This window comes from Streptomyces sp. NPDC088252 (assembly GCF_044740965.1).
Classification (GTDB): domain Bacteria; phylum Actinomycetota; class Actinomycetes; order Streptomycetales; family Streptomycetaceae; genus Streptomyces.
In genome coordinates, this window is sequence record NZ_JBIURS010000006.1 from 232,238 (window position 1) to 252,356 (window position 20,119).

At 72.2% G+C, this 20,119-nt stretch carries 16 protein-coding genes and 4 pseudogenes; 9 read left to right on the forward strand and 11 right to left on the reverse strand.

What is annotated here, in order from left to right:
• Nucleotides 1-34 precede the first annotated feature (34 nt).
• The 5 genes from ACIOHC_RS14980 (at nucleotide 35) to ACIOHC_RS15000 (ending at nucleotide 6,721) form a co-directional block, all read left to right on the forward strand.
• On the forward strand, nucleotides 35-1,138 hold the full coding sequence (locus ACIOHC_RS14980; RefSeq protein ID WP_351079228.1) for a DUF917 domain-containing protein: 1,104 nt from the start codon (nucleotides 35-37) through the stop codon (nucleotides 1,136-1,138).
• A complete protein-coding gene (locus tag ACIOHC_RS14985; RefSeq protein ID WP_351079231.1) occupies nucleotides 1,135-2,475 on the forward strand; it encodes a hydantoinase/oxoprolinase N-terminal domain-containing protein in 1,341 nt (446 codons plus the stop codon). Before ACIOHC_RS14980 ends, ACIOHC_RS14985 begins: the two co-directional genes overlap by 4 nt.
• A 97-nt stretch (nucleotides 2,476-2,572) precedes the next feature.
• Complete coding sequence (locus tag ACIOHC_RS14990) at nucleotides 2,573-4,009, forward strand: purine-cytosine permease family protein (protein ID WP_401842926.1); 1,437 nt, start codon at nucleotides 2,573-2,575, stop codon at nucleotides 4,007-4,009.
• 50 nt (nucleotides 4,010-4,059) lie between these two features.
• The gene (locus ACIOHC_RS14995; RefSeq protein WP_401842927.1) at nucleotides 4,060-5,655 is read left to right on the forward strand and encodes a hydantoinase/oxoprolinase N-terminal domain-containing protein; all 1,596 of its coding nucleotides are present in this window, start codon (nucleotides 4,060-4,062) and stop codon (nucleotides 5,653-5,655) included.
• Entirely contained in the window at nucleotides 5,648-6,721 is a 1,074-nt protein-coding gene (locus tag ACIOHC_RS15000) for a DUF917 domain-containing protein (protein WP_351079240.1), read from the forward strand. Before ACIOHC_RS14995 ends, ACIOHC_RS15000 begins: the two co-directional genes overlap by 8 nt.
• Nucleotides 6,722-6,812: 91 nt before the next feature.
• On the opposite strand, the gene ACIOHC_RS15005 is transcribed toward ACIOHC_RS15000, so the two are convergent.
• The 7 genes and pseudogenes from ACIOHC_RS15005 to ACIOHC_RS15035 all read right to left on the reverse strand — a co-directional run bounded on the left by ACIOHC_RS15005 (nucleotide 6,813) and on the right by ACIOHC_RS15035 (nucleotide 13,715).
• Nucleotides 6,813-7,256, reverse strand: coding sequence for an SPW repeat protein (locus tag ACIOHC_RS15005; RefSeq protein WP_351079242.1), 444 nt, complete (start codon nucleotides 7,254-7,256; stop codon nucleotides 6,813-6,815).
• A 97-nt stretch (nucleotides 7,257-7,353) separates the two neighbouring features.
• A pseudogene (locus ACIOHC_RS15010) lies at nucleotides 7,354-7,957 on the reverse strand (ADP-ribosylglycohydrolase family protein); the annotation flags it as partial.
• A 230-nt stretch (nucleotides 7,958-8,187) separates the two neighbouring features.
• Nucleotides 8,188-8,834, reverse strand: a pseudogene (locus ACIOHC_RS15015) (fasciclin domain-containing protein).
• A 110-nt stretch (nucleotides 8,835-8,944) separates the two neighbouring features.
• Nucleotides 8,945-10,480 carry a molybdopterin-dependent oxidoreductase gene (locus tag ACIOHC_RS15020; RefSeq protein WP_401842991.1) on the reverse strand — a complete coding sequence of 512 codons (1,536 nt, stop codon included), beginning with the start codon at nucleotides 10,478-10,480 and terminating at the stop codon, nucleotides 8,945-8,947.
• Nucleotides 10,481-10,907: 427 nt separating this feature from the next.
• Nucleotides 10,908-12,341 (reverse strand): cryptochrome/photolyase family protein, encoded by a 1,434-nt coding sequence (locus ACIOHC_RS15025; protein ID WP_401842929.1) that lies wholly within the window; start codon nucleotides 12,339-12,341, stop codon nucleotides 10,908-10,910.
• A 13-nt stretch (nucleotides 12,342-12,354) separates the two neighbouring features.
• A complete protein-coding gene (locus tag ACIOHC_RS15030; RefSeq protein ID WP_351079246.1) occupies nucleotides 12,355-13,134 on the reverse strand; it encodes an anti-sigma factor in 780 nt (259 codons plus the stop codon).
• On the reverse strand, nucleotides 13,131-13,715 hold the full coding sequence (locus ACIOHC_RS15035) for a sigma-70 family RNA polymerase sigma factor (protein WP_365691502.1): 585 nt from the start codon (nucleotides 13,713-13,715) through the stop codon (nucleotides 13,131-13,133). Before ACIOHC_RS15035 ends, ACIOHC_RS15030 begins: the two co-directional genes overlap by 4 nt.
• Nucleotides 13,716-13,832: 117 nt before the next feature.
• On the opposite strand from ACIOHC_RS15035, the gene ACIOHC_RS15040 reads away from it, so the two are divergent.
• From ACIOHC_RS15040 to ACIOHC_RS15050, 3 genes are all read left to right on the forward strand, one after another.
• Nucleotides 13,833-14,399, forward strand: a complete 567-nt coding sequence (locus tag ACIOHC_RS15040) for a PadR family transcriptional regulator (protein WP_401842931.1) — start codon at nucleotides 13,833-13,835, stop codon at nucleotides 14,397-14,399.
• Nucleotides 14,400-14,613: 214 nt separating this feature from the next.
• Entirely contained in the window at nucleotides 14,614-15,627 is a 1,014-nt protein-coding gene (locus tag ACIOHC_RS15045) for an ATP-binding cassette domain-containing protein (protein WP_389636799.1), read from the forward strand.
• The gene (locus tag ACIOHC_RS15050; RefSeq protein WP_401842933.1) at nucleotides 15,624-16,403 is read left to right on the forward strand and encodes an ABC transporter permease; all 780 of its coding nucleotides are present in this window, start codon (nucleotides 15,624-15,626) and stop codon (nucleotides 16,401-16,403) included. The genes ACIOHC_RS15045 and ACIOHC_RS15050 overlap by 4 nt, the downstream gene beginning before the upstream one ends.
• 9 nt (nucleotides 16,404-16,412) lie before the next feature.
• Here ACIOHC_RS15050 and ACIOHC_RS15055 read toward each other — a convergent pair.
• Nucleotides 16,413-16,878, reverse strand: a pseudogene (locus ACIOHC_RS15055) (ABA4-like family protein).
• A pseudogene (locus tag ACIOHC_RS15060) lies at nucleotides 16,875-17,279 on the reverse strand (hypothetical protein); the annotation flags it as partial. The pseudogenes ACIOHC_RS15060 and ACIOHC_RS15055, both read right to left, overlap by 4 nt.
• 26 nt (nucleotides 17,280-17,305) lie before the next feature.
• Between ACIOHC_RS15060 and ACIOHC_RS15065 the strand changes: the two are divergent.
• Nucleotides 17,306-17,929, forward strand: a complete 624-nt coding sequence (locus ACIOHC_RS15065) for a MerR family transcriptional regulator (protein ID WP_401842934.1) — start codon at nucleotides 17,306-17,308, stop codon at nucleotides 17,927-17,929.
• A gap of 88 nt (nucleotides 17,930-18,017) precedes the next feature.
• On the opposite strand, the gene ACIOHC_RS15070 is transcribed toward ACIOHC_RS15065, so the two are convergent.
• Both ACIOHC_RS15070 and ACIOHC_RS15075 read right to left on the reverse strand, forming a co-directional pair.
• Nucleotides 18,018-18,860, reverse strand: a complete 843-nt coding sequence (locus ACIOHC_RS15070; protein WP_351079257.1) for a siderophore-interacting protein — start codon at nucleotides 18,858-18,860, stop codon at nucleotides 18,018-18,020.
• Nucleotides 18,861-18,906: 46 nt separating this feature from the next.
• Nucleotides 18,907-19,815 (reverse strand): 5'-3' exonuclease H3TH domain-containing protein, encoded by a 909-nt coding sequence (locus ACIOHC_RS15075; RefSeq protein ID WP_389636840.1) that lies wholly within the window; start codon nucleotides 19,813-19,815, stop codon nucleotides 18,907-18,909.
• Nucleotides 19,816-20,119: the final 304 nt, after the last annotated feature.

The following is a 20,119-nucleotide window of genomic DNA, read 5'->3' on the forward strand; positions in this document are numbered from 1 at the left end:
TTCGGGGCGCGTTCCGTCTCCCTACGCTGGATTCATGCACGTGGACGCCGGAGCACTCGCCGACTTCGCGCGGGGCTGTGCCGTCCTGGGATCAGGGGGCGGCGGACCCGCCGATGTGACCCTTCCCGTCGCCGGACAGGCGATCGAGGAGTGCGGTCCGGTGCCGGTCGTCGACCCGGCCACGCTGCCCGCGGAGGCGCTCGTCATGCCCATCGGGCTGGTGGGGTCGCCCGCGGTCGCCGCAGAGCGGATCGGCGGCCGGGAAGAACCCGCGGGCCTGCGCGCCCGCTTCGAGGTGCTGCACGGTGCGCCGGTGGCCGCGGTGATGAGCAGCGAGATCGGCGGCCTCAACGGCTGCGTGGCAGTCGCCTGGGCGGCCCGGCTGGGTCTGCCGCTGCTCGACGCCGACTCGATGGGGCGCGCCTTTCCCCGCATGGACCAGAACGTCCTGGAACTCGCCGGGCTGCGCCCGGGACCGGCCGTCCTCGCCGACGAACACGGCCACACCGTCGTCATCGACGAGGTGGACGGCGCGCACCTCGAACAGTTCGCCCGCGCCGCCGTCGTCGCCTTCGGCGGGCGTGCCGCCTCCACCGACTACCCCCTCACCGCCGGGCAGGCGGCACGGTACGCCGTCGCCGGATCGGTCACGCGCGCACTCGCCCTCGGCCGCGGTGAGGGGCCCGCCCCGCTGCTCACCGGCAAGGTCTCCTCGGTCCGCAGGTACGCCACCGAGGACGCAGACGGCGACGACGCGACGGGCGTCCTGCTGGAGGGCGCGGGCCCCGACGCGGGACGGCTGGTGCTGGTCGAGGGCCGCAGCGAATTCGTCGCGGCCCTGGAGGACGGCACACCGCTCGCCGTCGTGCCGGACGTGATCGCCCTGGTCGACGTGACGACGGGCTGGGCCGTCCCGGTCGAGGAGGTCCGCTACGGTCTGCGCGTCCATCTCGTCACGATGTCCTCCGCCCCGGCCTGGTACACGCCGAGCGGCCTGCGCCTGGCGGGTCCGTCCGCCTTCGGCCTCGCGGGCCTCGGAGCCGACGGAGGGGCCGACGGTTCCCCGGGACCCCGTGGACGTGTGCGGGACGGTTCTTCGAGCGCCGACGGCCGCCCCTCGCGGGGAGGCGCCCCGTGATCCTCGGAGTGGATGTCGGCCCCACCAACACCGATGCCGTCCTTCTCGACGGCGACCGGGCGGTACGGGCCGTCAAGGTGCCCTCGATCCCCGGTGACGCCGTCGGGTCGCTCGCCGCCGCCGTCGGTGCGCTGCCCGTCGAACCGCGCCGCCGGGCCACCCAGCTCGCGGTGGGTCTGCGGGTCGCCGCCCGCGCGGTGCGGGAGCGGGACGGACTGGCCCGGGTCGGAGTGCTGCGCGTCGGAGGCGCCGCCGCCGACGCCGTGCGGCCGTTGTTCGGCTGGCCCGAGGCGCTGCGCGACGCCGTGTGCGCCGGCACCGCGAACGTCGCGGGCGGCGGGGGCCTCGCACCGCGTGACACCACACCGCTCGACCGGGACGCCGTCGCCCGGTTCGGCGCCGCGCTCGCGGGCCGTGCCGAGGCCTTCGCCGTCACCGCCGTGTTCTCGCCCGTCGACGGCAGCCAGGAGCGGGAGGCCGCGGAGATCCTGCGCGCCGAGACGGGCCCGGACACGACCGTTCTGCTCTCCAGCGACGTCGGCACCCTCGACCTGCTGGCCCGCGAGAACGCCACGGTCCTCGACGCGGCGCTGTCCGTGCTCGTGGCGCGGGTCGCCGACGAACTGACCGCCACCCTGCCGGGCCTCGGCCTCGCGCCCGGCGCCGCCGTCCTCGTCACCCGCAGCGACGGCACGCTGATGAGCCTGGAGTATCTGCGCCGCCAGCCCGGACTCAGCCTGGGCAGCGGCCCGGCCTGCACCATCCGCGGCGCCGGGCTCCTGGCCGGACTCCGCGACGCCGTGGTCGCCGACATCGGTGAACTCCGCGCCCGGGTCGGCGCCCTGACCGGCGGCTACCCGCAGGAAGCCGGTCCCGGCGAGCGTATCGGCGGTGTCCCGGTCGCCCTGCGCTTCCCCGACCTGATCACCGTGGGCGCCGGCGCACACCGCGAACTGGCCGAGGCAGCCGACCGGATGCGCCCCTCGGCCGGCCTGCTCCCGCTGATCCTGGTCGGCGGCGGCGCGGACGGCGTGCCCGGCCGCGTCCTGACCGGATTCGACGTCGTACGGCCCGAACACGGCGGCGTCGCCGGGGCGTTCGGCGCGGCGGCCAGCCCGGTCGGCGGGCAGTACGACCGCATCGTCCGCCGGGGCCCCGGCCGCCGCCTCGACGCCGTACGCGACGAGGTGCGGGACCTGGCCCGCGCCGGTGCCGTACGGGCCGGGGCCGATCCCCGGCGCGTGCACACCCACGCGGAACCGGACCTGCCGGTGCCGTATCTGCCGGGTGCGGTGCTCCTTCGCGCACGAGCCGCAGGACCGCCGCTCCCGCTCTGAACCCCCGCTCCCCACCCCCGATTTCTCCCCTTCGGAGCAGCCCGGTGCCGTGCTGCTGCGCCCTTCTGCCCGCCCCGCCCACCCGAGGACCGTCCCCATGACCCAGCAGTTCGATGTGCAACCACAGCCATCCGTGCGCCGACAGCCGGAGCGACAGGAGTCGCAGGCGGACGACGACTACCCGCTGGAGCGGGTGCCGCGTGCGGCCCGCTACTCCTGGTTCAACGTCGCCGTGCAGCGCTTCGGCCAGCTCTCCGACCTGACGCAGTTCCTGCTGGGCGCCGCGCTCGGCGCCGGGCTCTCCTTCTGGGGCGCGTTCTGGGCGTTCACGCTCGGCTCGGTGATCCTGGAGATCGTCTGCATCTTCGTCGGCATCGCCGGTATGCGGGAGGGCCTGTCCACCTCGATGCTGGTCCGCTGGACCGGCTTCGGACGTTACGGCTCCACCCTCATCGGACTCGTCATCGCGGTCAGCCTCTTCGGCTGGTTCGGTGTGCAGACGGCCGTGTTCGCGGCCGGACTGCACTCCATCGTCCCCGCGCTGCCCGTCTGGGCGTGGTGCCTGATCTGCGGACTCGGGGTCACCGCGCTCGTGCTGCGCGGCTTCCGCGCCATGGGCTGGACCGCGCTCGTCACCGTCCCCGCCTTCCTGGGCCTGGCGGGCTGGGCGATGATGGTCGAGTTCTCCCGGCACGACATCGGCGATCTGGTGGCGTCCGCGCCGTTCGGCGCCCACATGTCCATCGCCACCGGCGCGACGATAGTCGCCGGCTCGTACATCGTCGGCGCCGTCACCACCCCCGACATGACCCGCTTCAACCGCAACACCGGCGATGTCGTCAAGCAGACCGTCGTCGGCATCAGCCTCGGCGAGTACGTCCTCGGCCTCGGCGGTGTGCTGCTCGCCTACGCGGTGAAGTCCTCCGACCTGATCGCCATCATCACGTCCTCCTCCGGCGTCATCGGCGTCATCGTCCTGGTCTCCGCCACCGTGAAGATCAACAACTGGAACCTGTACTCGTCGTCACTCGGCCTGATCGGCGCCGTCGAGGCGCTCTTCAAGGTCCGGCTGAACCGCGTCGGTACGACCGTCACGATCGGTGTGCTCGGCAGCCTCACCGCCGCGGCCGGAATCCTGGACCGCTTCACCGACTTCCTGACGGTGCTCGGCGTCCTCACCCCGCCGGTCGCCGGGATCATGGTCGCCGAGTACTTCGTGGTGAAGAAGTGGCGCCCGCAGCTCGACGCGTCCCGCTCCCTCGGACGGCTGCCCGAGACGGAACCCGGCTGGGTTCCGGCCACGATCGTCCTGTGGGCCGCCGCGTCCCTGTTCGGCTGGCTCGGCGACCACTACCAGTGGTGGGGGATCCCGGCGCTCAACTCCCTGCTGCTGGCCGGGCTCGGCTATGTCGTCCTCGGCAAGCTCGGCCTGGTGCGTGGCGCCCGGGAACTGCCGTTCGACCAGCCCGCACGCCCTGCTGCGGCGATCGAGGTGGAAGCGGGCACGGCCTGGTCGTCGAAGGCCACCGCCTGACCCGTACGCCCCCACCCGAAACCCCACCCCCTACGAAAGACGGACACACCATGCGCATCGGAATCGACGTCGGAGGCACCAACACCGACGCCGCCCTCCTGGGGGACGACGACCGCATCATCGCGACCGCGAAGACCCCCACCACCTCCGACATCACCTCCGGCGTCACCGCGGCGATCCGGGCGCTCGACCCGCCGATGGACTCCGTCGACGCCGTCATGATCGGCACCACCCACTTCCTCAACGCCCTGATCGAGGGCGCCCGCCTCGCACCCGTCGCCGCCGTACGCCTCGGCCTGCCCGCGACGGCCGCTCTGCCGCCGATGACCGACTGGCCCGAGCGCCAGCGGGCGGCCGTCGGCGGGCACGGCTACCTCTGCCACGGTGGACGGGAGTTCGACGGACGGCCGTTGTCGCCGCTCGACCCGGAGGAACTGAAGCGCACCGCCGCCGACATCGCCGCGCGCGGACTGACCTCGGTGGCCGTCTCGTCCGTGTTCTCCCCGGTCGCCGAGGACGACGAGCGCCGGGCCGCCGAGATCCTCGGCGCGGAGCTGGGACCCGGCGTCCACTTCTCGCTCTCGCACGAACTGGGCAGGGTCGGGCTGCTGGCCCGGGAGAACGCCACGATCATCAACGCGGCCCTGCGGGACCTGGCCACCGCGATCGTGGAGTCCTTCGCCAAGTCGCTCGCCGAGGTCTCGCTGACCGCCCCGTTCTTCCTGTCGCAGAACGACGGCACCCTGATGGACGTGGACTTCGCCCGCGCCTACCCGGTGGCGACCTTCGCCTCCGGGCCCACCAACTCGATGCGCGGCGCCGCGTTCCTCTCCGGTCTCGGCGACTGCGCGGTCGTGGACGTCGGCGGTACGACGGCGGACGTCGGCATACTGGCCGGCGGATTCCCGCGCGAGGCGGCGGGCGAGAGCGAGGCCGCGGGCATCCGCACCAACTTCCGTATCCCCGACGTCCTCTCGCTCGGCATCGGTGGCGGATCCCTGGTGGCGGCCGACGGCGAGACGGGCCCCCGCTCGGTCGGCTTCCGGCTCACCGAGGAAGCACTCGTCTTCGGCGGCAGCACCCTGACGGCGACCGATCTCGCGGTCGCGGCGGGCCGCGCCGACATCGGCGACCGCTCGCGCGTCGCCCACCTGGACCGTGAGTTCACCGCCCGCGCCCTCGACCGGATCGCCGAGCGGCTGGCCGAGACCGTCGACCGGATGCGCACCTCGGCGGGTCCGCTGCCGGTCGTCGCGGTGGGCGGCGGCAGCGTACTGGTGCCCTCGGCGCTGCCCGGCTTCGACGATGTGCGCCGCCCCGGCCACTTCGGCGTCGCCAACGCCGTGGGCGCCGCCATCGCCCAGGTCGGCGGAGAGGTGGACCGGGTCTTCCAGGTTCCCGAGGGGCGTCGGGACTCCGTACTCGCCGAGGCCCGCGAGGAGGCCGTGGCGCGGGCCGAGAGCGCGGGCGCCAGGCCCGGCACGGTCCGCATCGTCGACGTGGAGGAGGTGCCGCTCGCCTATCTGCCGGGCGGCGCGACCCGCATCCGGGTCAAGGCGGTCGGGGACCTCGACCTGAACGGCATCGGCAGCACCCACGCCCCGGCCGGGGCACGCGACACCCATGGAGCAGCGTCACATGCGTGAGATCAACCTCGACAACCTGGACGACATCGCGCGCGGCGCGGGCATCCTCGGCACCGGCGGGGGCGGCGACCCGTACATCGGCAAGCTGCTGGCGCGGGAGGCCATCCGTGCACACGGCCCGGTCCGGCTCGTCGCCTTCGACGAGGTGCCGGCCGATGCGACCGTCGTACCCGTCTCGGGCATGGGTGCGCCGACAGTGCTGCTGGAGCGCGTCCCGGCCGGCGGCGAGGAAGTCGCGGCGCTGCGGGCCCTGGAGAAGCACATCGGCCGCCCCGCCACCCACATCGCCCCGATCGAGGTCGGCGGCGTCAACTCCATGCTGCCCATCGCCTGCGCCGCCGAGGCGGGGCTGCCGCTGGTCGACGGCGATGCCATGGGCCGCGCGTTTCCCGAGGCGCAGATGGTGCTGCCCGGCCTGATCGGAGTGGCCAACACGCCGATGGCGCTCGCCGACGACAAGGGCAACAGCATCATCGTCGACGCCGTCTCCAACCACGCCGCCGAGCGCATCGCCCGAGCCGTCTGCGTGGAGCTCGGCTGTCAGATCTCCAGCGCCGACACCGTGATGCGAGGGGACCAGCTCGCCGACGGACTCGTCCCCGCCACGATGACGCTCGCCGAACGTCTCGGTGCGGCCGTCCGCGAGGCGCGTGCGTCACACGCCGACCCGGTGGGCGCGGCCCGTGCCATGCTGTCCGGCACCCATCTGCTGACCGGCAAGGTCGTCGACGTCAGCCGTCGCACCCAGGGCGGTTTCGCCCGTGGCGGTGCCCGTATCGAGGGCATCGGTGACGATGCGGGCCGGGTCCTGGAACTCGGTTTCCAGAACGAGCACCTGCTCGCCACCCGCGACGGCGAGACGGTCGCCACCACGCCCGACCTCATCTGCGTGCTGGACACCGACACCGGTGACCCGGTGACGACGGAGGGCCTGCGCTACGGCCTGCGTGTCAGCGTCCTCGCGGCCCCCTGCGACCCGCGCTGGACCACCCCGGGCGGTCTGGCCCTCGCCGGACCGCGGTACTTCGGGTACGACGTGGACTACCTCCCGTTCCGGCAGGCCTGACCACCCGCGGACCCGGGCATCGGACCGGCGTCACCGCTCCTGTCCGTCGACGGCCGGTCCGCTTCACGCGGACCGGCCGGGGCGCCTTGTCTCAGACCGCCTTCCTGCCGCTCTTCATCGAAGCGCCCACGCAGACCAGACCCAGCAGCACGGTCAGTCCGCCGATGATGACGTTGTTGAGGATGACGCCGAGGCTCGGACCGCTGCCGACGACCCACGTCGAGATGATCATCCAGGCACCGATCGCGCAGATGGCCCAGCTCAGGCCGTACATCCGCTCCGGCATGACGGTGAACCCGAGGCCCAGCGCCGCGATCGCGATGCCCATGATCAGGTTGTGCGCCACGAGGGTGGGCTGAGTTGCCGTGAAGTGGAGCACCCAGGGCGAGATGGCGCAGTACAGACCGATGAGGAACACCGGTGCGTCCACGAGGGCCACGTCACGGCCACCGAGCATTCGGGCATAGCGGTCGCGCATTTCGGAAACATCGGGGTGACTGGCCATGTCACGGCCGGTGTGCGAGAGGTTCGACATGGGTTCGTCTCCTTCGCTCGTGCAGGCCGGAATTCCGTTCTGTGCACCGAATGGCCTGTATATCCATTCTGCTCTTATCTCACCCTTATGTGTAGATTCAAGGCGTGCGGAAGTCCGCCGAATCCGCAACGGGCGGGCCCGAGTCCAGCCGTCGGGCGAGGGTCGCGAGATCGGCAGTCCGCAGCACGCGGTCCCCGTGTCCCTGCAGCGGCACATGCAGGGGGCCCGGTCCAGCGCACCGGAATCGCGGCGAAACCGTACACCGCCCCCGCCAGGCCACCGGTCACCGCCGCGACCGTGTCCGTGTCACCACCGACGTCGACCGCCGCGGCCAGGGCGTTCTCGAATCCACGTGTCGTGCGCAGCGCCCACAGCGCGGTGCCCAGGCACGGCCACACCGCACCGTTGAACTCCGTCGCGGCGTCGGGGTGCCAGCCGGGCGCGAGGACGGCGGCCCAGCGCTCACGGTGATCCTCGTGCACGAGGTCCAGGACACCCGGCACGGCAGCGAGCGGATCGCCGCCGTCCAGCGCCACCCGGATCGGCTCGTGCAGCACGGCGGTGCCCTCCCAGGCGGCCCGGTCGCCATGCGTCAGCGCGGCGATCCGGCGGGCGGCCTCCATCGTCGCCACCCGGCCCGCCCGCGCGAAGTACACCGCTGATGCGGCGGCCCGCATCAGCGAACCGTTGCCCGCCGCCCGCCCACCGCCGATCCGACAACGGCGCCCACCGCCCGATCCTGCCGGTCGACCGCACTCGGATGCTTCATCCGGCCAGCGTACGGAGCGCGATCCATGGGGGTGCCCGCCGGGGTGGCGCCTCGTCCCGTACGGGCGGCCCGCCGTTCGTACGGGCCGAGGGGGCGTCGGCGGGGTGCGGGTCACCGGCCGCGCGGGGCCGAGCTGTTCGCGCCGGCCCCGCGCGACGGCGCTCACCGCTTCGGGGGCATCAGGACCGTGTCGACGATGTAGACCGTGGCGTTCGCGGTCGGAACATTGCCGCAGACGACCTTCGAGGAGTCGTTCACGGTGTACGTCATGCCCGAGCCGGATGTGGTCACCCTGCTCTTCTCCAGAGTGTCGAACGCCCCGTTCCCCAACTGCTTCGGCGTCAGCTTCCCGCCCACCACGTGGTAGGTGAGCACCTTGGTGAGCGCGGCCTTGTCGGCGAGCAGCTCGTCCAGGTCGGCCTTCGGGATCTTGGCGAAGGCGTCGTCGGTCGGCGCGAACACGGTGATGTGCTTCGTGTTGTTGAGCGTGTCGACCGGACCGGCCTGCTTGACCGCGGCGACCAGGGTGGAGAGTGCCGGGTTGTGCGAGGCGGCCGTCGCGACCGGGTCCTCGGCCATGCCGGCGAAGGGGCCCGCGCCGTTCTTCGGTACGGACGAACAGGCCGGTCCGAAGGCTGGTTCATGTTCATCGACTTGTCCGGCTCGGCCGACGACGAGGACTTGGCGGCGTCGGCGGCGGCGTCGGACGCGTTGTTCTTCCAGTCGCCTGAGCGGGCCGTCAGGGCCGGCGGCAGTGCGATCGCCGCGACCACGGCTCGTGCGGCACGACGGGCGTGAAGGGTCTTCATGGCGACCTCCGATGGGCTTTCAGTGATTGATTGATTGCTTTAAGTAACTTTCTTGGGTGCGGTGACACGTGCTCCGAGGAGCGGTCCATGCGATCGGCGCGTGCCCCGGCTCAGGGCACGTCGACCACCACCGAGTGCCAGCCGGTCGCACCATCGGGTACGGTGCCGACGCGGTCGCCGGTCTGGGTGGCGCCGGTCCCGTCGGTGGCGCGGACCTCCAGGGTGTGCCGGCCGGAGGTGGCGGACCACTCCCACACCCACTGACGCCAGGTGTCACGGCTGTCCGCGGCGGCCAGCCGGGCCGTGTGCCAGTCCCCGCCGTCCACCCGGACCTCGACCCGGGAGATGCCCCGGTGCTGGGCCCAGGCGACCCCGGCCACCGGCACGACTCCGGCCTTCGGGGAGGCGAACGGGCGGGGGGTGTCGATCCGTGACTCGGTCTTGATCGGTGCCTGCTGCGACCAGGACCGTTCGACCCAGTAGGCGTCGTAGGCATCGAACGTGGTCAGCTCGATGTCCTTGATCCACTTGCAGGCCGACACGTATCCGTAGAGGCCGGGCACGATCATCCGGACGGGAAAGCCGTGCTCGAAGGGCAACGGCTCGCCGTTCATGCCGACAGCGAGCATCGCGTCGCGCCCGTCCATGACCGTCTCGACCGGTGTGCCGATCGTCATGCCGTCGACGGAACGCGCCACGATCTGGTCGGCCGGGCCGCCCTTCGACGGGGGGCGCACACCGGCCTCGCGCAACAGATCGGCCAGCCGTACACCGATCCACCGGGCATTGCCGACCAAGGGCCCGCCGACTTCGTTGGACACACACGTGAGCGTGATGTCCCGCTCGATGATCTCGCGGCGCAGCACATCCCGGAAGCCGATCTCCAACGGCCGCGCGACACCCGTTCCGTGGATCTTCAGACGCCATTCGACGGCGTCGACCCGGGGTACGACCAGAGCCGTGTCCACCCGGTAGAAGTCCTTGTTCGGGGTGATGAAGGAGCTCAGCCCCCGGATCCTGAGATCGGCGCCCGGCGGGATGGCCGGTGCGGCGGAATCGGGTACCGGGAGGACCAGGTTGTGACGTGAGGCGGCGGCCCCGGCCTGGACGGATGACGTGAGCCGCCGACCCAGGAGTCCCGCGCCCGCCGAGGCCGCCGCCGCCGCGGTCGCCGCGACCACGAAGCCGCGCCGGTCGAAGGTGCCTTGCCGTTCCGCGTCCCTCTCCCCGGCCGCGGGAGAGCGACGCGGAACCGGTGCGAGCCGTCCGACCAGGAGATGCAGCACTCCTGCGGCCACCACGGCACCCACCACCGAGGGCAGGGCGTCGGCCGGTGCGCCTTCCGGACGTCCCACCGCCGACACGGCCCCGAGCAGACTGAAGACCAGGACGGCAGCGGGACCGAGCCGTCGGTGCCGCAGCGCCAGCATTCCGATTCCTGCGGCGAACAGCGCCAGGAGAACCAGAATGCCGAGCTGGAGCACCAGCTTGTCGTCGGTGCCGAAGTTCCTCACGGCGAAGTCCTTCACGGCCGGGGGAGTGCGGTCGATCACCGCACCGCCCACCGCCGTGACCGGTCCTGCCTCGGGACGTACGACAGCCGCGACCAGTTCGGCGACGGCCAGGGCGCAGAACCCGGCGATCAGACCGCTGAGCGCGGCGAGAGCCGCGCGCGCCCGGCGGGACCGCCCGGACCGTGCGGCCCCGGCCTGCTTCGAATCGTCTCGGTCTTCACTCACGAGGGGGATTCGTCGCCGGAGGCCGGACGGATTGGTCCATCACCCGAATGGGCGTTCCTTCCGGCCGATCCGGCGGACGACCTGTGACGAACCACCACCGACCGGCATCCGGAAGACGCCGGAGACGCAGGACCGTCCGACGGGTGCGGACCGGGGCGAGGGAGCGGCACGGCGGCGCAGCGAGACGGACGGCCGTGGTGGACGGCGGGGTGGCCGGGCCGGTCGCCGCGTACATCCTGTGCACCGCCCACGACATGACGCTGTTCCAAGCGGACCACCGGGTCGGCGGACCACGGAATGTTCACGAGCGGCGGACCTCCGGCGTGGCGGACCGTCACCGGGGGACGACACCGCCGAGCCGTTCGACGCGGTCGTCGTCCGGGTACGTTCCCCTGCCGCCCTGTCGGCCCGGGTCCCGCGCCCGCTCGAACCGGGCCCGTGCCTCCGCCAGGTCGACGAGCGGATCCGGGTAGTCGATCGCGGCCCGGCGCGGACCGGTCAGTTTCCACGGCTCATGGATCTCGCCGTCCGCCAGCTCGGCGAGCTCCGGCACCCAGCGGCGCACATAGGCCCCGCGCGGATCGAACCGCTTGCCCTGGACCACCGGGTTCAGGATCCGGTTGGGGCGGGTGTCGGTGCCGGTACCGGCCATCCACTGCCAGTTGAGCTGGTTGTTCGCCAGGTCCCCGTCGACCAGTAGGTCCAGGAAGTGCCGGGCACCGACCCGCCAGTCCACGTACAGCGTCTTGGTGAGGAAGCTCGCCACCAGCATGCGCCCCCGGTTGTGCATCCAGCCCTCGTGCGCCAGCTGCCGCATCGCCGCGTCGACCACCGGGTAGCCGGTGCGTCCCGTGCGCCAGGCCTCGATCTCGTCCACGTCGGACCGCCAACGGTCGCGCCGTGGACGGTAGTCGTCCCGGGCGGCGTCCGGCCGGGCGGCGAGCACCTGGTGATGGAAGTCCCGCCACGCCAGCTGCCGCACGAACGCGTCGGCGCCCGGCCCGCCCCGCTGCCGCGCCCGGTCGATCACTTCCACCGCCGAGAGAGTGCCGAAGTGGAGATGGGGGGAGAGCCTGGAGGTCGCGTCGTCGGCCAGATCGTCGTGGCCGCTCTCGTAGTCGGCCACGGGGCCGTTCAGCCAGGAGGACAGCAGCCGGCGTCCGATCCTCTCGCCGCCCCTGGCGAGCCCGGGGGAGACCCCGGCCACCTCGGCCCGTTCCGGCAACGGCTCGGACTTCATGCCTTCGGGCAGCCGCACCGTGCGCGGGGCGGCCAGTGTGCCCCGCACCCCCGCCGCCTCCCAACGGCGGAAGTACGGGGTGAACACCGCGTAGTGATCACGGCCCGCCGGGACGACCCGGCCCGGCGCGAGCGCGGTGACCACCGCGTCATGGACGTGCAGCGCGCAGCCGACTTCGGTCAGAGCCGCGCGCAGAAGCTCCTCACGCCGCAGCGCGTACCCGCTCACCCCGCCCGCGATGTGCAGGCTGCGTGCGCCGGTCTCCGTGACCACGTCGAGGACGCCGGCCACGGCCTCCGCGTCGCGGACGATCAGCCGGCCACCGCGGAGGCGCAGCTCCGTGTCGAGATCGGCCAGGCAGTCGGCGAGGAACGCCCGCCGGTTCGGTGCGTCGAAGCCGGTCCGGCGAATGCCCGCGTCCCGCACGAAGACGGGGACGACACGGTCCGCGTCGCGCAGCGCGGCGTGCAGCACGGGGTTGTCGTGCAGCCGTAGGTCCGAGGTGAACAGTGCCACCGAGACGGTCATGGTCGAGCACCTCTCAGCGAAGGGTGGGTCGGGCGGTCGGGAAGGTCAGCAGGGCCACCGGCTCGGATGTCGGTCGAGTGGACCCACCGGCCGGTTCCATGGTGATGCCTATGCCGGAGGCCCGGTCGACAGGGCCGTCCAGCAGCGTCGCGTACTGCGTCGTCGAGGTGTTCGCCGCCTTCATGAGGCCCGCGGAGCGCATCGTGCCGGCGTCGTCGAACCACAGCTGGTACACCTTGCCGCCGGGTGGTTCGCGCATGCCCGACGCCAGGAGGACGGCGCGGTTCTCCTTCTCGGAGACGACCACGGTGCCCCTCGCCCCGCCCCCGAGCGTGCGGGTCCCGGTACGGGCGTCCGGTGCTGCCAGGACCTGGGTCAGCTGCTCGTTCTGCCGCTGTGCGGTGCGGGCGTCCTGCCGCGCGGCGCGGGCCTCCTGCTGCTGCCACACGGCGATCCCGCCGAATCCGGCGGTGGCCGCCAGACATGCGGCGAGGGCGAACCCCGGCCAGCGGCCCGTCCGGTTCGTACTGCCCCCGGTGCGCGACCGCAAGGTGTCCGACGGCGACTCCTGCCGTACGGTCGCGATCTCCCGCAGCACCCGTTCGCGCAGGTCGCGAGGCGGGACCGCGGCCACCGCGAGCCCGAGCCGAACAGCGGTCCCGGACAGCTCCCGTGCCTCGACGGCGCACGCCCGGCAGTCGGCGAGATGCCGCTCGAACTCGTCGTGCTCGGAGTCGGGCAGCGCGTGCAGGGCGTACGCCCCCGTCAGCGTGTGCAGTTCGGCGTTGCTCATGTGCTCACCCCGAGGCAGTCGCGCAGCCGGATCAGTCCGTCGCGCAGGCGTGTCTTGATCGTCCCGAGCGGTACGGAGAGCAACTCCGACACCTCGCGATACGTCAGCCCCCGGTAGTACGCGAGGGTCACGGACTGTCGTTGCAGTTCGGACAGGGTCCGCATGCAGCGGCGGACCTGCTCACGCTCCAGTCGGCTCTCGACCTGCTCGGTGACCTCGTCGAAGGCCGGAGTACGGTCCAGCAGCGCGGCCCTGTGCTCGCGGGCCGCGGCTGCCTCGGCCGAGCGCACCCGGTCCACGGCCCGACGATGTGCCAGTGTCAGCACCCAGTTCATGGCGCTGCCGCGGGCGGCCCGGAACCGAGGGGCCGTGCGCCACACCTCGACCAGCACCTCCTGCGTGACCTCCTCGGACTGGGCGGGATCGCGCAGCACGCTCCGCACCAGTCCGAGGACCGGCCCGCTGACCGCGTCGTACACCTCGGCGAAGGCGTCCCGGTCACCTCGGGCGACCAACCCCAGAAGCTCCTGGAGATCGGGCCCCGCCGGGGGCGCCCCGCCGATGTACACGGCTTCTTTCACGCGGGCTTCCTCCCTGATTGCGCGTCTGCTCCCCAGGTGATCCGGAGCCGACGGCGGCGCGGATCGGTCGGTGCGCGAGATCCTTCCACGCCACATTCATTTCGCGATACATCGTGGTTGCGGCGGCGCGGCAAGGAACACAGCGTCAAGATCAATTTCGGCTCGCTGTACACCGTCGTCCAGAACCTGGAGAAGCACGGATACGTCGAGGTCGCGGGCGTCCAGCGACAGGGCAATCGTCCCGAGCGCACGCTCTACGGGATCACCGAGGCCGGGCGGGCGGAGATGCTCGACGGGCTCTCCGATCTGCTCGCCGTACCGGCCGCCGAGTGTCCGGTCTTCGAGACGGCGCTCTCACTTCTTCCGGCGCTCCCGCCGGAGGACGTGGCGGAGCTGATGGAGACCAGGGAGGCGGCGCTGGCGGTCCAGGCCGCGGCGCTCCGGGGAGTGCTCGGTCAACTGGGGGAGAAGCTGCCCCGCGTCTTCGTCGTCGAGACCGAGTACCAGCTCCACATGATCGACGCCCAGCTGGAGTGGATCAAGAACTTCCACACGGAACTCACCGAGTGCACGATCGGTGGCATCGACGAGTGGAAGTCCTTCCACGAAACCGGTGAAGTCCCGCAGAAATGGCAGGACCTGGACGAACAGGAAATCGTCCTGGACCCGGAGCGGAAGGCCTGACACAGGACCGAAGAAAGAGAAAGACCCCGGTGGAGGCTGTTGGAGCAGCGACCGCCGGGGTCTCGAACCCCGGACCGGCCACGCCGTGAAGGCGAGCCCGGCGATCGAGGTGCGGCACACCCAGGATAGCCCGGCGCTCTTCACACGGATCGGCTCGGCATGCCCGAGTGCTCGGTGTACCCGAGCACCCCGCTGACCACAGGAGAGCTCTGTCATGAGCACCCGTGCGCCCGGAGTCGCGGCGCGACACCTGATCAAAACCTGTCCCGGCGACGTCACCGCACTGGCCGGCATGGACCTAGACGTCGATGCCGGCACGGTCTTCGGACTCCTCGGCGCCAATGGCGCCGGGAAGTCCACCACCGTCAAGATCCTCACCACCCTGGCCCGCCCCGACTCGGGCACCGCGAGCGTCGCCGGACACGACGTGCTGCGCCACCCCGACCGGGTCCGCCGAGCGATCGGCGTCGTCGCCCAGAAGTCCGGCGCCGACCCGGTCGCCACCGGCCGCGAGAACCTTCTGCTCCAGGGCAGGCTCTACGGAATGCGGGGCGCCGCCGTCCAGCGCCGCGCCGATGAGCTGCTGGACCGCTTCGCTCTCGCCGACGCCGCGAATCGCCGGGTCAAGGGGTATTCCGGCGGAATGCGGCGACGCCCCGACGTGGCGCTCGGCCTGGTCCACCGGCCCGAGGTGCTCTTTCTCGACGAACCCACCACCGGACTCGACCCCGAGGCCCGCACGGCCATGTGGGACGAGATCTCCCGGCTGGCCGGTGACGAGGGGCTGACCATCGTCCTCACGACGCACTATCTGGAGGAGGCCGACCGGCTCGCCGAACGCATCGTGATCGTCGACCGCGGCCGGGTCGTCGTCGAGGGAGCCCCCGACGACCTCAAGGGCGAACTCCGTGCCGACGCCGTCCATCTGGAGCTGCGTGCGGAGGGCGACACGAGGGCGATCGGCGCCGCGCTCACCGGACCGCCCGGGGTGCACGAGGTACTGGTCGACGGCCGCCGCGTGAGCGTCCGTGCCGAGGACGGCGCCGCGGCGGTCCCCGTCCTGCTCGCCGCCCTGGAGCGGGCCGGCGCGGCGGTCGCAGCCGCCACCGTGGCCCGCCCCTCCCTCGACGACGTCTATCTGCGCTACGCCGGACGCCGTTTCTCCGAGGCCGAAGCCGCGGGCGCTCGACAGGCCCCCGTCCTCACGCCCGCCGGAGGCGCCCGATGAGCAGTCAAGTCCTCGCACGGAAGCGGTACATGACGCAACGCCAGCTCATGGCGATCGTCCGGCAGTCGATCTTCCTGGCGATCTCCCTGGTCCAGCCGGTGATCTGGCTGTTCCTGTTCGGCAACCTCTTCAGGAAGGTCGTCGAACTGGGCGGCTTCGGTACCACGTCCTATCTGGACTATCTGATCCCGGGCATCGTGGTGATGAGTGCTCTCGGATCCAGCATGTGGGCCGGCATGGGAACCCTGGAGGAGATCGAGCGGGGCACGCTCAACCGCTTCCTGACCACCCCGGTCAGCCGCAACGCGCTGATGAACGCCAACGTCGTGCAGAACGGCATCAGCACCGCCGCGCAGTCCGTCGTCATCGTGCTGCTCGGCCGGGCCGCCGGGGCCACCTATCCGGGTGGCGCGGGCGGTCTGCTGATCCTGGTCGTGGCGTCCATCCTGCTCGGTACGGTCTTCGGCGCGCTCTCCAACGCCCTGGGCATGCTGGTTTGTGAGCGTGAGTCGATCATCGGCATCAACACCTTTCTGCTGTTGCCGCTGACGTTCCTCTCCTCCTCCTTCATGGCCCCGGGTCAGATGCCGTCCTGGATGCGGCACATCGCCGACTTCAATCCGGTCAACTGGGCTATGGTCGCGGGCCGTTCGGCGCTGACCGCCGAGCCCGAACGGGGTGTGGTGCTCAGCCGCGGCGGAGCCCTGCTGGTACTCGCCGTGGTGGCGGTCCGGCTGTCGACCCGCACCTTCCGCTCGTACCAGAAGTCCGTCTGACGGGCACCGCTACGGCGACGCACGCCCGGCCCCGTCCGGGATTCCCTTCCCGGACCGGGCCCTCGGCCCCAGCACCGCCCGTAGCGCGAGGAAGACCAGCAGCGCGAACGGCGACAGCGGAATCGTCAGTACCAGCAACGGCCCCATCACCAGTGGAGAGATCCCCGGCCGGCGGCCCTCCAGGAACATCCACTGGCCCAGCAGCAGATCCCGGGCGATGACCTGCGCCCAGACCGCCCCCGCGCCGTTGGCCAGGGCCGTCAGATCGCGGAAGGTGTCGATGTCGGGGCTGCGCACCGTCCCAGAGCTCGGGGAAGACCGGCAGGGCCACGAGGAGATGGACCGTCAGCACCGGCAGAACGGTGAGCGGGGAGGCCGCGAGGCGTGCGGTGGGGCGCCAGTTCGGCGCGAGGATCATGAGCAGCCAGAACGAGGCTGCCAGCAGGAACGAGATCTCGAAGAGCGCGCCGGTCATGCCGCAGGCTCCCGCTCGGCGGAACCGGAGTCCACATCGGTACGGGCCGTCCGCGGTACGGGAGCCGACCGCAGTGCCCCGTAGCCGCACACGCCGGTCGCCGCCACGATCAGCGCCGCGGCGCCGAGTGTCGCGCCGTCCGGGTGGATCAGTGGCTGGCCGCGCAGCGCCTGCCAGGTGACCAGTGCGACGAGAGCCGCGTACGCACCGGAGGCGACCATCACCAGCCGCAGCCGGACGCGTGGGTCGCGCAGCCGGGGGAGGCGTGCGGCCAGGGAGGCCGGCGCGAGCAGGAGGAGCGGCAGCAGTTGGAGCGCGTGCATGCCGACGAAGTGCGGTATGCGCAGATCGCCACCGGTCGTCGACCAGCCGGTGAGGGGCATCGACGGACCGCCGTCCGGGGGCGGTCCAGGACCCGGAGCAGCGGGTGCACAAGGTGCTGGGCGTCGCGGCGAAGCGCCTCGCCCCGCTGCAGGGGGACGAGCGCGGGCCCGAACTGGACGACGCCCGCGAAGAGGTGGCGGAGCTGGTGGAGCGGCGTGGGTGGCGGGCCGAGGCGCACGGCCCGGCAGGTGAGTGCCTGGCCGGGGTGATCGTCGCGCTGCGGCGGGCCGGGCACGGCGGGTTCGTCGAACTGCTCGACGACTACGCGGCCGCCGCCGAGCCGGTCGCGCGGGCCGACCTCGACTATGTGGGGCGCCGGGTGGCGCGCGAGGACATGGTGGAGAGCGTGGTCGTCGGCACGATGCTGGGGGAGGCGATGTTCAGCGCGCTGCGACGGCTCGCGCATGTGGACGCGTCCTCGCGTGCGTACAGAGACGGTGGTGGCGACGACGGTGTCGGCGCGGGCCGGGGCGTCGTCGGGGGCGGGCCCGGTGGTGGCGGGAGTGGTCCGGGCCGGGGCGGGGGCCGACGGGCCGGGTCCGGCCCCGTAGGCCGCGAGGCCGGTCCGGGCGGCGCGAGACGGGGCCGGCCGGGCTCGGGGCCGGCCGGGTCGACCGCGAGGCCGGTCCGGGTGGCGGTGATCGGGGGTGGTGCGGGCCGCCGGTGAGTGTTCCGGCGCCCTTCCGGGACGGTGCGCCCCTCCCGGAAACACCCGTGCCCCGGCCTGTGGCCGTGGCACGGGCCGTGCGTGTCGGTCAGGCCGCGTTCTCCTGCTCGCGCTCCACCCGGGCGTTCCACTCGCGCTTGACCGAGCGCCAGGCGTCGTCGTTCTGGCCGAGCCGCCAGTAGCCGGAGATCGACAGCTGGGGGAGCGGGATCCGGCGGTCCAGGCGCAGATGGCGGCGAATCTCCTTCACGAAGCCCGCCTCGCCGTGGACGAACGCCTGGACGTCGCCCGCCGGGAACTCCAGCTCCTTCACCGCGGCCGTCAGCGCCTCGCCGACCGGGCGCTCCCCGCGGTGCAGCCAGGTCACCTCGACCCCGTCGGGCGTCACGATCTTCTGCTCCTCCGCCGCGTCCGACACCTCGACGAACGCGTGCACCACCGCGCCCGCCGGCATCTGCTCCAGGGCCGCGGCGATGGCAGGCAGGGCACTCTCGTCACCCACCAGGAGGTGCCAGTCCGCCGACGCGTCCGGACCGTAGCCCCCGCCGGGGCCCAGGAAGGTCACCTGATCGCCCGGGGCCGCCCGCATCGCCCAGGGCCCGGCGAGACCCTCGTCGCCGTGGACCACGAAGTCGATGGCCAGCTCCCGGGCGACCGGGTCCCAGGAGCGCACGGTGTAGGTGCGGGTGGTCGGCCACAGCTCGCGCGGCTGCTCCTCGCGGATGCGGGCCACGTCGAACGGGTGCGCGTAGTCCGCGCCCTCGGGGGCGAAACAGAGCTTGACGTAATGGTCGGTGAACCCGGAGAGCCCGAAACCGGCGAGGCCGTCGCCGCCGAGCACGACACGCACCATGTGCGGGGTGATCCGCTCGGTGCGCAGAACACGGGCTCCCTGCGCCTTGGGTGCCTGCCGCGCCGGTCGTTCTGCCACGAGGTTCTCCCTGCTCCGATTGCTTAGGCTTACCTAAGCTAGCACCTCATTCGTGCAGTGTGGAGCGCAGGCGCTGCAGCGCACCGCCCAGTCCCCACCGCTTCGCGAGGGCTTCGAGGGCGTCGGGATCGCGCGGCTCGGCGGGCAGCGCGGGGTCGAACTCCGGCAGGGGCACGTCACCGGCGACGCGGACCACCCTCGGCGCGACGGCCACGTAGTCCCGGGCCTCGTCGAGCCGCTTGCGCTGCGAGGGCGTCAGCTTGGCGCCCGGGTCGTCGACCGCCGCCATGATCCCGTCCAGATCGCCGAACGCGTCCAGCAGCTTCGCCGCCGTCTTCTCGCCGATGCCGGGGACGCCCGGGAGTCCGTCGCTCGGATCGCCGCGCAGCAGGGCCAGATCGGCGTAGCCGGAACCGTCCACCCCGTACTTCTCCCGCAGCCAGGCCTCGTCGGTCAGCTGGAGCGAGCCGACCCCCTTCAGCGGGTAGAGGACCCGCACCCCGCGGGCGTCGTCGACCAACTGATAGAGGTCCCGGTCGCCGGTGACGATGTCCACGGGGCCGGCGGCCAGGCCGGTGAGCGTGCCGATCACGTCGTCCGCCTCGTAGCCGGCGACACCGACGCGGGCGATGCCGAGCGCGTCGAGCACGGCCTCGATGACCGGTACCTGAGGGGCCAGGGTGTCGGGGGTCTCCTCCTCGTCGGGCAGCCCCTCGGCCGTCTCCACCGCCACGCGGTGCGCCTTGTAGGAGGGGATCAGCTCCACCCGCCAGTGCGGCCGCCAGTCGGCATCCATGCAGGCGACCAGCTCGTCCGGCCGGTGGTCCTGCACCAGGCGCCCGATGAAGTCGAGCAGCCCTCGCACGGCGTTGACCGGCGTTCCGTCCGGAGCGCGTACCGAATCGGGGACCCCGAAGTAGGCGCGGTAGTAGAGGGAGGCGGTGTCGAGGAGCATCAGGCGTCGCGTCACACACCGATGATGCCGCACCCCACTGACAGCGGCCGTCCCGTACACCGGTGGGCGTCGAGGTCAAGAGGCGCGCGGCCCCATGGGGGCCATTTGCATGTGACTCGGGTCACTCTTGTGTTTGGCTCGTGTAAGTGGGGGCAGGCGCGCGACCGGAGCGGATCACGTAGCAATTTCAACTGATGCACGTGCCATGCGGGCCGAATCCGTGCCGCTCCACGGTCTGCCGGAGGGGGTGGCGGACCGTTTTTCGGTTCAACGCGCGAGGTGTATGTGTCAAGGCTGCAAGCTG